Raw genomic sequence first — 14,793 nt, forward strand, 5'->3', positions numbered from 1 at the left:
GGCTGTTATCCGGGCGGTTCGGCAGACGCCTGGCCACGACCATCGTCACTTCGCTTCTGGCACTGGGGCTGTCCACCCCCACGGGTTCGGCGGCCCCGCCCGACCGTTCCGCCGACGCTCTTCCCCCGCAGGAGCCGGGCGTCACCCTGCGTGTCTTCGACATGCAGGTGCCGCTTGAGAAGCTCTGTGAGCTCAAGCCCGGCCAGACACCGAACGTCGACAAGCTGATGCCGGTGATCGACTGGTCCTCCGACGCGGACTTCGGCTTCAGCGCCAACTTCGTCTCGCAGACGATCGCCAACATCAACGTCCCCACCGCCGGGACGTACAGCTTCCGGCTCACCACCGACGACGGCTCCCGGCTCCTCGTCGACGACCAACTCGTCATCAGCCACGACGGGCTGCACGGCGCCGACCCGAAGGACGGCAACGTTGTCCTGACGGCCGGATACCACTCGATCCGCATCGACCACTTCGAGAAGGACGGCGGGCAGCAGGTCACCCTGGCCTGGAAGCCGCCCTCCGCCACCGCCTTCACCGTGGTGCCCAACTCGGTGCTCAGCACGGACGCCGACGTCGTCCGGGTCACGGCTCCGGGACGCAAGGAATGCGAACTTGCCGGCGATTCACCGGGCGACGGCCTGCCCCTGACCGGCGTGCACCCGAACTACACCCTGACCAACCTGCGGCCCACCGGGTTCGAACCGCAGGTCTCCGCCATGGACTGGCTTCCCGACGGCAGGCTCGCCGTGGCCACCTGGGGCGGCTCGGAGAACACGACCGGCGAGGTCTACCTATTGAGCAACGTCACCGGCAGCACCGGACCGGACAAGGTGACGTACAAGAAGGTGGCTTCGGGGCTCAAGGAGCCCATGGGCATCAAGTACGTGGACGGCAAGCTGTACGTGTCACAGAAGCACGAACTGACCGAACTCAACGACACCAACGGCGACGAGGTCACCGACACCTACCGGAGGGTCGCCACCTGGCCCTACGGCGGCAACTTCCACGAGTTCGCGTTCGGCCTGCTGTACAAGGACGGGTTCTTCTACCTGAACCTGTCCGTATCCATCAACTACGGCGGAGCGACGACGAATCCGCAGCCCGCCGCGAACCGCGGCACCACGATCAAGGTCAACAAGGCCACGGGAGCGGTCAGTTACGTGGCCGGCGGGCTGCGCACCCCCAACGGCATCGGGTGGGGTCCTGAGGGTGACATCTTCGTCACCGACAACCAGGGCGGGTGGCTGCCCTCGTCGAAGCTGGTCCAGGTCAAACAGGACCGCTTCTTCAACCACTACATCAATCCGGCGGGCCCGTTCAGCTCGCAGAACGTGACCAAGCCGGTGCTGTGGCTCCCCCAGAACGAGATAGCCAACTCCCCGAGCACACCACTGCAGTTGAACGACGGGCCGTTCGCCGGCCAGATGCTGTTCGGCGACGTGACCTACGGCGGCATCCAGCGCGGATACCTGGAGAAGGTCAACGACGAGTACCAGGGCGCCGTGTTCCGCCTCACCCAGGGCCTGGAAGTCGGCGTCAACCGGATCAGTGTCGGCCCCGACGGGGCCCTCTACATCGGCGGCCTCGGCGCGGACGGCAACTGGGGCCAGGAAGGCAAGCTCAAGTTCGGTCTGCAGAAGCTGACGCCGTCCGGCACCGGCGCCTTCGACATCCGTCAGATGCGTGCCGTCAACGGCGGCTTCGCCTTCGAATACACCCAGCCCATATCGAACGAGACCGCCGCAGGCCTGGCCGCGCGCTACAAGGTCAAGCAGTGGCGCTACGTGCCCCGGGTCGACTACGGCGGTCCCAAGGTCGACGAGGAGACACTGACCGTCCAGTCGGCCACGGTCTCCAGCGACCGCAAGACGGTCACCCTGGCCATCCCCGGGCTCAAGCCCAACCGGGTGGTCCATGTCCGTTCGGCCCGCCCCTTCAGCTCGGCCGACGGCAAGCAGCTGTGGAGCACCGAGGCCTGGTACACCCTCAACCAGCTCCCCGGTACGCCGTCCCGCACCGGAGAGGTGAAGGGCCTCGGCAAGTGCCTGGACGTGGACAACGCCAACACGGCCGACGGGACCAAGGTCCAGCTGTGGACCTGCAACAGCACCGTGGCCCAGGAGTGGTCCCTGCTCGGCACCGGCGCCGTCCGCGCGCTGGGCAAATGCCTGGACATCGACAACTCGGGCACGGCCGACGGCACGAAGGTGCAGCTCTACACCTGCAACGGAACCGCGGCCCAGGTCTGGCAGCCGCAGACCAACGGCACGTTGCGCAATCCGCAGTCCGGCAAATGCCTGGACGTCACCGGCGGGGCGTCGGCCGACGGCACCGCGGTCCATCTGTGGACGTGTGGCAGTCAGCAGAGCCAGAAGTGGGTCCTTTCGTAGAGGTCCTGCCGAAAGGTGACGGTTCCACAGCGCCGAGGCCCGGGAACACCTGGGCCTCGGCGCACCGTCGGGACACGGGAAGCGTCGTCCTGCCGGCCGCCGGCCGCCGGCTAGACGTCAGCTGGGCGTCCACTCACGCATAGCGGCGACAAGGGACCTGTCAGCCCCTGCGTTCGAACGCCCGGTGGAAGAGACCGCGGAGGGAGGGATCGGTCCAGAACGCGTTGTCGCAGAAACCCATGGAGCCGTTGCGGGCGACGATGAATCCGTGGTCGCCGGCGTGGAAGGTGATGCCGTCCTCCCAGTGTTCGATGTTCGTGACCCGGACGGTGGAAGCGTCCCCGTCGGTGTACCAGTGGTCGACCTTGAAGGTGACCTGATCGCCGCTGACGGAAGTCACCGTGCCCTCGAAGGCTGCCGTATGTCCTGTCGCCCGGTCGCGCAGACTGTCGACGGTGGGGCCTGCGCACCTGGCTTCGCCGCTCTCCCCCGCGGCCTTGAGGACAAGCGCGGACGGGCGCGCGGACGGGGTGTCGTCGGAGAAGTCCACCGCGCCCCAGGCGATACCGCCGGCCACCGTGAACACCGCCGCCGCCACGAGGGCCAGTCGGCGGCGAGGCCGGTGGGGGGACGACGGCACGGTTCGTACCTCGGTGTCGACGGTCATGGTGGCCTCCATCAGCCGGTGGGGAACGGGGGGAGGAGTCGACGCGGCCGATGCGGGGTCGGCGGCCTTCAGCCGGGCGAGCAGTTCCTCATCGTTCACCGGTCGCTCCTTCCTTGTCCTTCACCAGACATATGTGCGGCCGAAGCGCCGTTCTTTCGCTCCAGCAACGCGGCGAGCTTCCTCTTCGCCCGATGCATGCGGATGCTGACGGCGTTCGGGGTCATGCCGATCGCCTCGGCTATCTCACGCGGCGCCAGCCCCTCCCAGGCCCACAGCAGCAGCACCTCGCGGTCGACCGCGCCCAGCCTCCGCAGTGCGGATTCCAGCTCACCGTCACCGATGTCCTGGGCCCCCGGCCACGAGACAGGTGCCCGTGTTGTACGGGCCAGCCGTTCCACCAGCCGGAGCCGACGCCCTTCGGCCCGGCGCGCGTTGGCCAGACAGCCACGGGCAACTCCGTAACACCACGGCAGCACTTCGGCGGGATCGGCCGTACGCCCCGTGCCGAGCCCCGGCACATCCTCCAGCCTGCGCCACAGCACGAGCATCGTCTCCGCGAGGACGTCGTCGACCGCACCGGGATCCGCTCTGCGACGCAGATACCGGTGCAGCGGCTCGGCGACAACACCCACCAGCGCCTCGAATCGGGCTTCCCGATCCCGGGAGCGCCCACGCTCCAGCATGAACTCCATACCTCCGCCTGTCCGGCACCACCCGCTTTCTTTCACCGGGGCCCGCTGTCGGGACCGGACCGTCTGCGGGTGGAGATCTCTCCTTCTTGAGGACTACTCGGCGACAGCGACCTTCGACTTTGGTCAGGAGCAGTAACGGGCGTGCGGGCGGATGTCCGAGGTCTCGTCGGCACGGAGGATGGAGACCACGACGAAACCCCACTGGTTCACCCCCACGGGCCCCAGGCATCTTCCGGTCCGACGGCCCTCGTACGACAGGAGCACTCCACCGTGACCGCCTTCCCCTCCGGCGCCCCCACCGCGACCCGCCCCGCCGTGGCCGCAGCCCGCGCAACGGACCTGACCAAGGTCTACGGACAGGGCGAGACCCAGGTGGTCGCCCTGGACAGCGTCTCTGTCGAGTTCCGGCAGGCCGAGTTCACGGCGATCATGGGCCCCTCGGGCTCCGGCAAGTCCACGCTCATGCACTGTATGGCCGGTCTGGACACGATCTCCAGCGGCTCTGCGCGCATCGGCGACGTCGAGGTGTCCTCACTCAAGGACAAGAAACTCACCCAGCTGCGCCGCGACAAGATCGGCTTCATCTTCCAGGCCTTCAACCTGCTGCCGACGCTGACGGCGTTGGAGAACATCACGCTCCCCATGGACATCGCCGGCCGCAAGCCCAACAAGCAGTGGGTGGACATGGTCGTGGAGACCGTCGGCCTGTCCGGGCGGCTCAAGCACCGGCCGAACCAGCTGTCCGGTGGTCAGCAGCAGCGTGTGGCCGTGGCCCGCGCGCTGGCCGGCAAGCCCGAGATCATGTTCGCCGACGAGCCCACGGGCAACCTCGACTCGCGCTCCGGCGCCGAGGTCCTCGGCTTCCTGCGCAACTCGGTGCAGCAGCTCGGCCAGACCGTCGTCATGGTCACCCATGACCCGGTCGCGGCCGCCCACGCGGGCCGGGTGATCTTTCTCGCCGACGGCCGGATCGTCGACGAGCTGTACGACCCGACCGCAGGCACCGTCCTCGACCGCATGAAGCGCTTCGACGCCAAGGGACGCACGACCTGACGCCGCGCGCGGCGGCCTCCCGGCGCCGTCGCACCGTGAACCGGCCACCACGCTCCCGCCTCTCCTCCAGGACTCCCCCATGTTCCGTACCGCCCTGCGCAATGTGCTGGCCCACAAGGCCCGGTTGTTGATGACCGTGCTCGCCGTGCTCCTCGGCGTCGCCTTCGTCTCCGGCACCCTGGTTTTCACCGACACGATCTCGAAGGCCTACCAGAAGAGCTCCGAGAAGGGATTCGGCGATGTCGATGTCGCGGTCCGCCCGCACGACAAGGACGCCGACACGACTCCCGGCGATCCACCGCGGCTGAGCCAGCGTCTGCTGGACCAGGTCTCGGGCGTTCCCGGGGCCGGGACCGTCACCGGCACGGTGGCCGGCTACACCGCCGTCGCCGACAAGGACGGCGACCTCCTCGGCAACGGCTTCTCCAGCACCGGTGGCAATTACTACCCCGCGAAGAACGGCAAGGACCCGCGGTACGACCTCGGCTCCGGCCGCGCCCCGGTGACCGCCGCCGAGGTGGCACTCGATTCCAGGACCGCCGACCGCGGGGACTACCGCGTCGGCGACACCGTGCGGCTGTCGACCGACGGCCCGGTGCGCCAGAAGAAGATCGTCGGCATCTTCACCACCGACGACGGCAATGTCGCGGCGGGCGGCACCCTCACGCTCTTCGACAACGCCACCGCGCAGAAGCTGTTCACCAAGCCCGGCCAGTACGACCAGATCGACATCGAGGCCGCGGCCGGCACCTCCCAGGCGACGCTGAAGGCCGGTGTGGACAAGCTGCTGCCTGCCAGGTCGGAGGCGGTCACCGGCAAGAAGCTCGCCGATGACCAGGCCAAGGACATCAAGGCCGGCATGAGCGGCCTGCAGACGGCCCTGCTGGTGTTCGCCGGGATCGCGCTGTTCGTCAGCATCTTCATCATCGCCAACACGTTCACCATGCTGGTCGCCCAGCGCACCAGGGAACTCGCCCTGATGCGTGCGGTCGGTGCCAGCCGCCGCCAGGTGACCCGCTCGGTACTGATCGAGGCCACCGTCGTCGGTTCGGTCGCTGCCGTCACCGGTCTCCTCGCCGGCATCGGCCTGGGCGCCGCACTGCGCTCGCTGCTGGGCGCCACCGGGTCCACGGTTCCCGACGGGCCGCTGGTCGTCTCCTCGACCACCGTCCTTGCCGCGCTCCTCGTCGGCGTCGTCGTCACCGTCCTCGCCGCGTGGCTGCCCGGCCGCCGTGCCGCGAAAATCCCCCCGATCGCCGCGATGAGCAGCGTGCACGCCGCTCCGAGCACCCGCGGCCTCGTCGTACGCAACACCATCGGCACGATCCTCGCCGTCGGCGGTGTCGCACTGGTCCTCGCCGGGACGGGCATGAGCAGCGGCGACGCCAAGGCACCGATGGGTCTGGGCGCCGGCGCGCTGGTGATCGGCGTGTTCGTGCTCACCCCGCTGCTGTCCCGGCCGATGATCGCCGCCTTCGCCCCGGTGCTGCGCGTCTTCGGTATCTCGGGCAAGCTCGCCCGCCAGAACGCGGTGCGCAACCCCCGCCGCACCGCCGCCACCGCCTCCGCGCTCATGATCGGCCTCACCCTCATCACCGGCCTGACCGTGATCGCGGGCAGTGTGCAGAAGAGCATCGAAGAGATGGCCGCAGGTTCACTGCGCAGTGACTACGTCGTCTCCCTGGGAGCCATCGGCGCCACCGGCCTGTCACCCAACGTGGAGAAGACCCTCAAGCACACCGACGGCGTCACCGCCACCAGCGCCCAGCGCACCTCCCCGGCCCTGGTCGACGGCGACACGACGGCGCTCACCGGCGTCGACGGCGACACCATCAGCCAGATGATCTCGGTCGACTTCAGCTCCGGCTCGCTCTCCGAGGTCACCGGGAACAGCATCGTCGTCGACGAGGACACCGCCAAGGACAACAACTGGCGCGCGGGCTCGAACGTCCCGGTCACCTTCGAGGACGGCGCCAGGAAGCAATTCACCGTCGCAGGCGTCTACGAGGGCAATTCCCTGCTCAACGGAATCGTCATCGACAGCACGGTCCTCTCCGCGCACATGGACAACGTCACCGACAACAAGGTGATGGTGAAGACCGAGGACGGCCCGAACCAGGCCACGAAGGACGCGTTGCAGAAGGCACTGGGCGACAACCCGGCCATCAACGTGCAGGACAAGAAGGACATCTCGGACGACATCGCCAAGGCGATCACTCTGCTGCTGAACATGCTCTACGGACTGCTCGCCATGGCCGTGATCGTCGCCGTCCTCGGCGTCATCAACACCCTGGCCATGTCGGTCTTCGAGCGTTCCCGGGAGATCGGCATGCTGCGCGCCATCGGCCTGGACCGCAAGGGCATCAAGCGCATGGTGCGCCTGGAGTCGCTGGTCATCTCGCTCTTCGGCGCGGTCCTGGGCCTGTGCCTCGGTGCGTTCTTCGGCTGGGCGACCGGCGAACTGATCGCGCCCTCACTTCCGACGTACGAACTGGTCATGCCCTGGGGCCGACTGGCACTCTTCCTCGCCCTCGCCGCCGGAGTGGGCATGCTGGCCGCGGTATGGCCCGCCCGTCGCGCCTCCAAGCTCAACATGCTGGCGGCCATCAAGTCCGAGTGACTTCGCGCCTCGCGTGACACCCACGTCGGCCGGGCTGGCTTCCAGCCCGCCCGACGTGGGTTCGTCGGGTCGAGGGTCAGGCCGGTCACCGTCTGCGCCGAGGTCGTCCGGGTGGCAGGCCACCCGCCTTCGACGCCGAGGCGTACCAGCAGCGCGACGCGGTCGAGCGACGCGTCAACCGGCTCAATGTGTGTCGCGGGGCGTGGCTGCGCAGCCCTGCCCCTGAGCTACCCCTGAGCTATCCCTGGGCTGTGGGGCGAACGACGATGTCGCCTACGTCGACGCCGTCCGGCTGTTCGATGGCGAAGGCGATGGCGCGGGCCACCGCGTCCGGCGGAAGGGCGATCTCCATCAACTTGTCGATCTGGCCCTTCACCGCCGGATCCATGCGCTCCGCGAAGTCCGTGCGCACGGCGCCGGGCGAGACGACGGTCACGCGCAGGCTGTCGCCGGCCTCCTGGCGCAGACCCTCGGAGATGGTGCGCACGGCGTTCTTCGTGCCGGCGTACACCGACTGGAGCGGCACGATACGCAGTCCGGCGGTGGACACGGTGTTGACGAAGTGTCCGAAGCCCTGCTCCCGGAAGACGGGAAGGGCTGCGGCGATCCCGTACAGGACGCCTTTGAGGTTGACGTCGATCATCTCCTCCCAGTCCTCGACACGCAGGTCGTCCAGGCGGGAGATCAGACCGACACCGGCATTGCTGACGAGGACGTCGAGCTTGCCGTATCGATCGCGCGCCAGCTCGACGAGGCCCAGAAGGTCCTCGTGTCGCGTCACGTCCGTGCGGGCCCAGGCGGCTTCACCGCCGGCCTTCTCGATGCGGGCGGCCAGGGCCTCAAGACGTTCCGGACGGCGTGCCCCGAGGACGATCTTCGCGCCGCGCTCGGCGAGCAGGAGCGCGGTCGCCTCACCGATGCCGCTGCTGGCGCCCGTGATCGCCACGACTTTGCCTTCGATTCCCGACATGATGGACAGTCCTTCCAGTAAAGGAGCAGGGGCGGCCATGCCCTACGATCTAAGTGGAGGCGCCGCCACTTAATCGACACTAAGCGGCGGCGCCTCCACTTAGCAAATGGATGCAGGGAGAGTGCTTGATGACCCGGGATGCAGGACGCCCGCTGAGGGCTGACGCACAGCGGAACCGGGACAAGATCCTGGCCGCCGCGGTACGCGTGTTCACCGAGGAAGGGCTGGACGCGCATTTCGAGCGCATCGCCAGGGAAGCGGGCGTGGGAACCGGCACCCTCTACCGCAACTTCCCGACCAGGGAAGCCCTGATCGAGGCGGCGTACCGCAACGAGGTGGCCCGGCTGTGCGACGCCGTCCCCGGCCTCCTCGCGGCGATGCCGCCCCCCGAGGCCCTGCGAGCCTGGACCCGCCGCTTCATCGACTACGCCACCGCCAAACTAGGCATGGCCAACGCCCTGCGAGCCGTCGTCGACGCGGGAACCAATCCCTACGCCGACAGCCACAAGATGATTCAGGCCGCCCTCTCCTCCCTCATGGACGCCAATACCGCCGCCGGAACGATCCGGTCCGACATCAGCCCGACCGACATGTTCGCCGCCCTCGCCGGCATCGCCCTCACCTCGGCCAAACCCGAGCAGCGGGAACAGGCCGAACGCCTCCTCGACCTCACCCTGGACGGACTCAAACCCGCGCACTCGCGGGCCCCCTCGCCGGAGGACTTGGCCTAGCCGTTCCTCCCGCTACCCGTTCGGTCGTCGAAGCGACTCGGCGGTGGAGCGGTTTTGGGCTCAGGGTCAGCCGAAAGGGGTGACCAGTAGCGGGATTCGACGTAGGTCTTCGACAGTGCAGGAGAGGCCGGCAAGAGCGCAGATGGCGCGCATACAGATGTCGTAGTCGGGTTGGCCGGGCTTGAGATAGTCGTGTGCGACGGTTCCGGCCGCCCGGAACGCGGCGCGCAGTTCGTCCGGCATCCCGGGCAGATCCCTCTTGAGGTCGAGGTCGTCGACGTCGATCCAGGCGAGCTGGGTCCCGTCGACGGTATACGTGAGACTGGCGTCGGCGTTGATGGAGAACATGCTCGTGGCCGCCGCTCGGCCGTCGGCGGACAGCGACATCGTGTCATCGTGGTCGGTGAACCCGGAGTCGTCGTAGACGAATGTCCACGCGCCGATGCGTCCTGCCAACAGTGCGGCGGAAGTTCCCGGTTCGATGCCAAGGGCCGCACCGGGCAGGGAGCTCCACCGGTCCGGCTTGGCAGCGGGCAGCTCGCACGGTTGGAACAGTTGCGGATTGGCGCCCAGCGCTTCCAGTGCCTGTGCCGGTTCGAGGCCGCGCACGACGTGCAGGGTGTGGTGCGGATCGTCGCTGGCCAACTCGCTGAGCCAGATCGGCGTTCCCTGGGAATTCAGCGTGTTCAGCGGGAATCCAGGCGTTGACGTGGTCGGCGTCGTTCTCGAAGGCGCCGGCGCATCCTCGGGCAGCGGTTCCGCCGGCGTATCCGGTGCCGCTGCCTGCGCGATTCGTATGCCCCGGTAGGCGGCTGGGGCGTGACCCGCACGTTGGCGGTAGCCGATGAAACCGGCACTGCCGTCGGCCAGGAACCGAACGGCTTCGAGTTGCAGGTGGGGAGAGCCGTTGTTGCCCGTGATGTCGAGACGATAGCGGTCATAGGTACCTGGCTCGGCGATCCGGTACGTCCTGGACTGGTGCCGCTCGCCGAAGGACTGACCGGAGCGGATGTCGAGGGTTCGCCACAACTGCCCGTCCGCCGAGCCGCGCAGGGTCCATGCCGCCGGGTCGCGATCAGGGGCGTCGTCGGCGGAGGTGAGAACGTATCGGTCCACCGCGATCGGCCGGGCCAGCTGAATTTCGAGGGCGGCACGGTTGTGCGGTGCGAACCATTTGCCGGCCGATGCGTCCACTAGGTTCCTGGCCACCTCGCCGGCGTCGCGATGCTCGGCACTGGCCCACACGCTCACCGGGTCGCCGACGTCCGGGATACCGGACGGGCTCACCGAACGCAGCGCGAGGGAGCAGGTGTTGCCCGTCTGATCGCCCCAGGTCAGCCACCGCACGGGCGCCTCACCGCCGTCGTCGATCAGCACCCTCAGTCGTCCCGCCGGGTGCCAGTCCCCCGCCTCCTCGGTCTCCGTGGCGAACTCATGTCCGCGAGCAGTGTCAGCCCCTTCCGGGTACTCTCGCCGGTCGTCGCGTTCGCCGCGGATCTCGACCACATCACCGCTGGTTGTGCGGCGGTGGCCGTAGCAGCTCGCCATGTCCGGCGAGAAGGCCACCGAGGACTGTGTACCGTCCTCGGTGACCCAGGAAAGGTGTGCCGGTATCGCACTCTTCCCGTCGCCCACCTGCACCAGCAACCGTGACGTCGGCAGCCATTCCGCGGAGTCCGACGCGCGCCGCGACAATCGAAACACCAGCACTTCATCCGATACCGACGGCACCGATCCTCCTCAGTAACTACGCTGCCGGGAACAGTTCCCCCGGTGGCACACGGTGAGAGGACCATATCCACGCCGGGGACCGAGCTGGACACCGTCTTGGCGCTGCGGGACGACAGGCTCAACCGCCCCTCTCGGCAAGGGCCTTGGTATTCCTCTCGGCGACCTCGCAGGACGTGAAGTGGTTGGCCGGCCCGGCACGCGGTGCGTTGTCGTTTTCAGGCGATCGGGGTGCGGGGGCCGGTGAACCGGCTTGCGTCGCCGCCCAGGAGGTTCTCGCGGATCATCCCATTGATCCCGTGAGGGACACCCAGTTCAACGGCGCTGACCTCGCCAAGCCGTATGTACTGCTCATCGGTGAGCGTCACTTCGAGTGCGCCGAGGTAGTCGTCCAGCTGGGTCAGCGTGCGCGGTCCGACGATCGGGACGAGGGTCGCGGCGGGCCTCGTACCCCGTTCACGCAACCAGGCCATCGACACCTGTGCGGCGCTCGCGCCCGTCTCCTCGGCCACCGCCAGGACCGCATCGATGACAGCGGTGCGCTGATGGGTGGATTCCGCGGTCACGAACCGGCTGGGATCGGTTGCCCGGCCCTCTCCTCCGTTGCGGTACTTGCCGGTCAGCAACCCGCCGGACAGTGGTGACCACAGGTTCACGGCCAGCCCGAGCGCTTCGGCCATCGGCAGCAGTTCCCGCTCCGCGGTCCGCTCGACGAGGCTGTACTCCGTCTGGATACCGACGATCGGCGCCCAGCCGCGCAGATCCGCCAGGGTCGCCGCGGACGACACCTGCCATGCCGGGAAGTTCGAGAGTCCGACGTGATGGACCTTCCCGGAGCTCACCAGATCGTCCATGCCGCGAACGATCTCGTCCATGGGTGTGACGCCGTCGGGGAAGTGGACCCACAGCAGGTCGATGTAGTCCGTGCGCAGTCGCTTCAGGCTTGCCTCCACCGAGGAGACGAGGTTCTTCCGTCCACCGCCCGTCAGCGATACGTGCGGCCGCGCCGCATCGCTCGCACCGTACTTCGTCGAGACCACGAACTGTCCGCGGTCGGCGCGCAACAGGTCACCGAGGATCGTCTCGGACTCTCCCGCCTGGTACATGCCCGCGGTGTCCAGGTACGTGCCGCCGGCCTCGGCGAACCGGTCGAAGATCGCGCGGGCGCCGGCGGCGTCCGTACCGCTGGCCCAGGCCGTCCCGAAGTTCCCCGTACCGAGGGCGTACTCGGAGACCCGCAGGCCGGATCGACGCCCGAATGTCGTATAGCGCATGAAGCTCTTCTCCTGAATGAGTTGATCGTCTTGAAGCGAGGGGCAGAGGTCGGTGGTGGTGCGGCTGCCGGAGCTACGTGTGGCGCATGTCCCGCACGACGCTCGGGACAGGACGGGAAGCCTGCGCACCTGTCCAGCCGATCGAGGGCCGTGACCCCGTCCCGCTTCGGACGACGGTTGACCTTCCTGTAGGGGGAAGGTCAACTCTTGTCGCGGTGACCGTGACGTGACAGACCTGGGTCGGTCACTCCGCTCGCTGCCGTGGGCCAGGGCCTGCCGCCCCTACCCTTGGGTCCCCGAGCCCCGCAGCATGTTCGCGAAGGAGAAGACGTGACGGCACGCCTCACCATCGGGGAGTTCGCCTTCGTAACGCATCTGAGCAAGAAGGCGCTGCGCCACTACCATGAAGTCGGCCTGCTGGAACCGGCTCACACCGACCCGCACACCGGATACCGGCACTACGGCACCGATCAGGTCGCCCAAGCACAGATCATCCGGTGCTACCGCGGGCTGGACATGCCGTTGCCGGACGTGAAGGCAGTGCTGGGGGCGGAAAGCGCGGAGGACCGCAACGCGATCATCGCCGCGCATCTGACGCGCATGGAGGACCAGCTCCGCGAGACCGGCGAAGCCGTCCGGACACTGCGTGAACTCCTGACCGCGGAGACCACGGAGATCGACGTCGAGTTCCGCACGCTGCCCGCCGTACGAGTGTGGGCCCTGACCAACATGATCGCTCTGGGCGATTACCACACGTGGTACGCCGACGCTCTGCAAGAGATCCGGGCGGCCCTGGCCGGTGTCGATCAGGCCCCGCTCGGCCCACTGGGCGGGCTCACCACACGAGAGCTGTTCACCGAGGACACGGGAAGGGCTACGCTCTTCGTCCCCACAGACCTGTCGGTGCCGTCCGGTACCCGGCTGGTGGAGAGCCACCTGCCGCCCGCCCGCTATGCGATCGCGGTGCACGACGGTGACCGCGCGAGCTCGGATCTGACGTGCGGTGCCCTGGGCAGCTACGTGACGGAACGGCACATCGGTGTCTCGGGGCCCGTCCGCGAGCACTACATGTCGATGGACGGCTCCAGCCCTTCGACCACCGAAATCTGCTGGCCTGTCATGGCGGACGCGTAGTAGTCCCAGGACGTCCGCGGATGGGCCGCAGACTCTGACGCACGCGGGCCTGCCCCGAAACACCCGCGAACATCACCACCTGACCAGAAGTGTGACAGCACTCAACCGGCAGACATCTCCTACCGTCGGTGATGGGCGCAGAAGGAGCTACTCAGGGCGCTCACAGACCGCTTCGATGTTGTTGCCGTCCGGACCGCGTGCGAAGGCGGCGTAGTCCTCCTCCAACCGTCCGGCACGAGCGTCACCGATGCGGGCCCGGGTCCTGCGGGTACTGGGAGAGGATGGCGCGGGCGAGGTCGGCGAGGGGCAGGTTCTGTGCGCGTGCCATGGTCTGCAGCCAGGTGACGGCTTCACTGGGGCTGATGTGTTGGGTCGCGGCGACGATACCGATGGCTGTGTTCAGGTCGTCCCGGTCGGCGGTCGCTCTGATCTCCTCGATGATCTCGCCGTCCATGTCGGCCAGCAGCACCGCCGTCGTGATCTCCGCGAAGGCCTGCGCGTCGGCGGGCGGTCCCGCGGGGGCGGTGGCGCCGCGCCTGCGGTAGAGGGTGAGGGTGCCGAGGGTGGCGGTGGCCGTGCGCAGGGGGTAGGCGAAGACTGCGCCGACAGCGATACCGGCCGTGGCTTCGGCGAACAGCGGCCACCTGGCAGCGCCGTGGTCCAGGTCGGGCACGAGAACGCGTTCACCCGTGTCGAACGCGGTCAGGGAGGGCCCCTCGCCGGTGATGTACTGCAGTTCTTCGGCACGTCGGCCCCACGAGGAGCTGACGGCGAGCTGAAAATTCTCCGGGCCCTCACCGTGCAGGGTGATCACGGCGGCATCGGCTGCTGACAGTTCCCGCACGGCGGCCTCACACACCGCACCGGCGCAGTCGCGGGGGCGGGTGTGGCGGGCGGCGTGAAGGACCGCGTGCCACAGCCCGTCACTGCGGGCGACCTCGGCGACCGGCAGGACTGCGGAGGGAGACGGCCCGCCGGGGTTGGCGCGACCGGCGGCGACGGCCCGGGCCGCGCGCTCGTAGCGGGTGAGGGCCAGCATGGCGCGGCGCAGCACCACGGCCGGCGGGCGCGCGGTGTCCGTCCTGTCGTCGCGGTGGGCGCGGTACAGAGCCTCGTGCACCGCGGTGACGTCCTCGACGTGGTGCAGGGCGCCGACCACGTGGCCGTCGGCGTCCGTCAGAGGGGAGTTGACCGGGCTCCAGGCCCGGCGTTGGAAGGCCCCGGCGACGCGGATGTCGGGGATGTCGTAGCGCTGGATGCCCATGTCGTCCGGTGCACCGCGGCGCAGGACCCGTTCCAGGGAGGCGGTGAGGTTGCGTACGCCGGTCGCGTCAGCGTCCCGGGGGTCGTCGGGGAACGCGTCGAACATGTACGCGCCGAGCAGTTCCTCGCGCTCGCGTCCGGTGGCGTGCAGGTAGGCCGCGTTGACCCCGCGGATCCGGAAATCCGTGTCGAGCACCACGTAGGGGGCGGTGGTCACTTCGAACACAGGGCTGTCCGTTGTGACACGCAGCACTTCGTGCACGGGCAT

The 14,793-nt window shown here is 68.4% G+C and carries 11 protein-coding genes and 1 pseudogene; 6 read left to right on the forward strand and 6 right to left on the reverse strand.

Annotated elements, in window-relative coordinates:
- Positions 1 to 29 precede the first annotated feature (29 nt).
- Positions 30 to 2,393 (forward strand): ricin-type beta-trefoil lectin domain protein, encoded by a 2,364-nt coding sequence (locus tag J8N05_RS21135; RefSeq protein ID WP_383951309.1) that lies wholly within the window; start codon positions 30 to 32, stop codon positions 2,391 to 2,393.
- Positions 2,394 to 2,553: 160 nt separating this feature from the next.
- Here the strand turns inward: J8N05_RS21135 and J8N05_RS21140 are convergent, their stop codons facing one another.
- Together J8N05_RS21140 and J8N05_RS21145 are read right to left on the reverse strand one after the other, a co-directional pair.
- Positions 2,554 to 3,159 carry a hypothetical protein gene (locus tag J8N05_RS21140; protein ID WP_210884923.1) on the reverse strand — a complete coding sequence of 202 codons (606 nt, stop codon included), beginning with the start codon at positions 3,157 to 3,159 and terminating at the stop codon, positions 2,554 to 2,556.
- On the reverse strand, positions 3,156 to 3,743 hold the full coding sequence (locus J8N05_RS21145; protein WP_247706379.1) for an RNA polymerase sigma factor: 588 nt from the start codon (positions 3,741 to 3,743) through the stop codon (positions 3,156 to 3,158). The genes J8N05_RS21140 and J8N05_RS21145 overlap by 4 nt, the downstream gene beginning before the upstream one ends.
- A 279-nt stretch (positions 3,744 to 4,022) precedes the next feature.
- Here J8N05_RS21145 and J8N05_RS21150 point away from each other — a divergent pair, with 279 nt between their 5' ends.
- From J8N05_RS21150 to J8N05_RS47515, 3 genes and pseudogenes are all read left to right on the forward strand, one after another.
- The gene (locus J8N05_RS21150; RefSeq protein ID WP_210884926.1) at positions 4,023 to 4,805 is read left to right on the forward strand and encodes an ABC transporter ATP-binding protein; all 783 of its coding nucleotides are present in this window, start codon (positions 4,023 to 4,025) and stop codon (positions 4,803 to 4,805) included.
- 79 nt (positions 4,806 to 4,884) lie between these two features.
- Positions 4,885 to 7,425 (forward strand): ABC transporter permease, encoded by a 2,541-nt coding sequence (locus J8N05_RS21155; RefSeq protein WP_210884928.1) that lies wholly within the window; start codon positions 4,885 to 4,887, stop codon positions 7,423 to 7,425.
- Between the two features lie 89 nt (positions 7,426 to 7,514).
- Positions 7,515 to 7,610, forward strand: a pseudogene (locus J8N05_RS47515) (IS5/IS1182 family transposase); the annotation flags it as partial.
- Positions 7,611 to 7,663: 53 nt separating this feature from the next.
- Here the strand turns inward: J8N05_RS47515 and J8N05_RS21160 are convergent.
- Complete coding sequence (locus J8N05_RS21160) at positions 7,664 to 8,395, reverse strand: SDR family oxidoreductase (protein WP_210884930.1); 732 nt, start codon at positions 8,393 to 8,395, stop codon at positions 7,664 to 7,666.
- Positions 8,396 to 8,523: 128 nt separating this feature from the next.
- On the opposite strand from J8N05_RS21160, the gene J8N05_RS21165 reads away from it, so the two are divergent.
- Entirely contained in the window at positions 8,524 to 9,126 is a 603-nt protein-coding gene (locus J8N05_RS21165) for a TetR/AcrR family transcriptional regulator (protein WP_210884931.1), read from the forward strand.
- A gap of 66 nt (positions 9,127 to 9,192) precedes the next feature.
- Here J8N05_RS21165 and J8N05_RS47520 read toward each other — a convergent pair whose 3' ends face one another.
- Positions 9,193 to 10,857 carry a hypothetical protein gene (locus J8N05_RS47520; protein WP_247706380.1) on the reverse strand — a complete coding sequence of 555 codons (1,665 nt, stop codon included), beginning with the start codon at positions 10,855 to 10,857 and terminating at the stop codon, positions 9,193 to 9,195.
- Positions 10,858 to 11,072: 215 nt separating this feature from the next.
- The gene (locus J8N05_RS21175; RefSeq protein WP_210884932.1) at positions 11,073 to 12,128 is read right to left on the reverse strand and encodes an aldo/keto reductase; all 1,056 of its coding nucleotides are present in this window, start codon (positions 12,126 to 12,128) and stop codon (positions 11,073 to 11,075) included.
- Positions 12,129 to 12,458: 330 nt separating this feature from the next.
- Between J8N05_RS21175 and J8N05_RS21180 the strand changes: the two genes are divergently transcribed.
- The gene (locus J8N05_RS21180; RefSeq protein ID WP_210884933.1) at positions 12,459 to 13,262 is read left to right on the forward strand and encodes a MerR family transcriptional regulator; all 804 of its coding nucleotides are present in this window, start codon (positions 12,459 to 12,461) and stop codon (positions 13,260 to 13,262) included.
- 241 nt (positions 13,263 to 13,503) lie between these two features.
- On the opposite strand, the gene J8N05_RS21185 is transcribed toward J8N05_RS21180, so the two are convergent.
- Positions 13,504 to 14,742: a PAS domain-containing protein gene (locus J8N05_RS21185; protein ID WP_210884934.1), complete on the reverse strand. Its 1,239-nt coding sequence runs from the start codon at positions 14,740 to 14,742 to the stop codon at positions 13,504 to 13,506.
- Positions 14,743 to 14,793: the final 51 nt, after the last annotated feature.

It is taken from the genome of Streptomyces liliiviolaceus, assembly GCF_018070025.1.
In the GTDB taxonomy this organism is placed as follows: domain Bacteria; phylum Actinomycetota; class Actinomycetes; order Streptomycetales; family Streptomycetaceae; genus Streptomyces; species Streptomyces liliiviolaceus.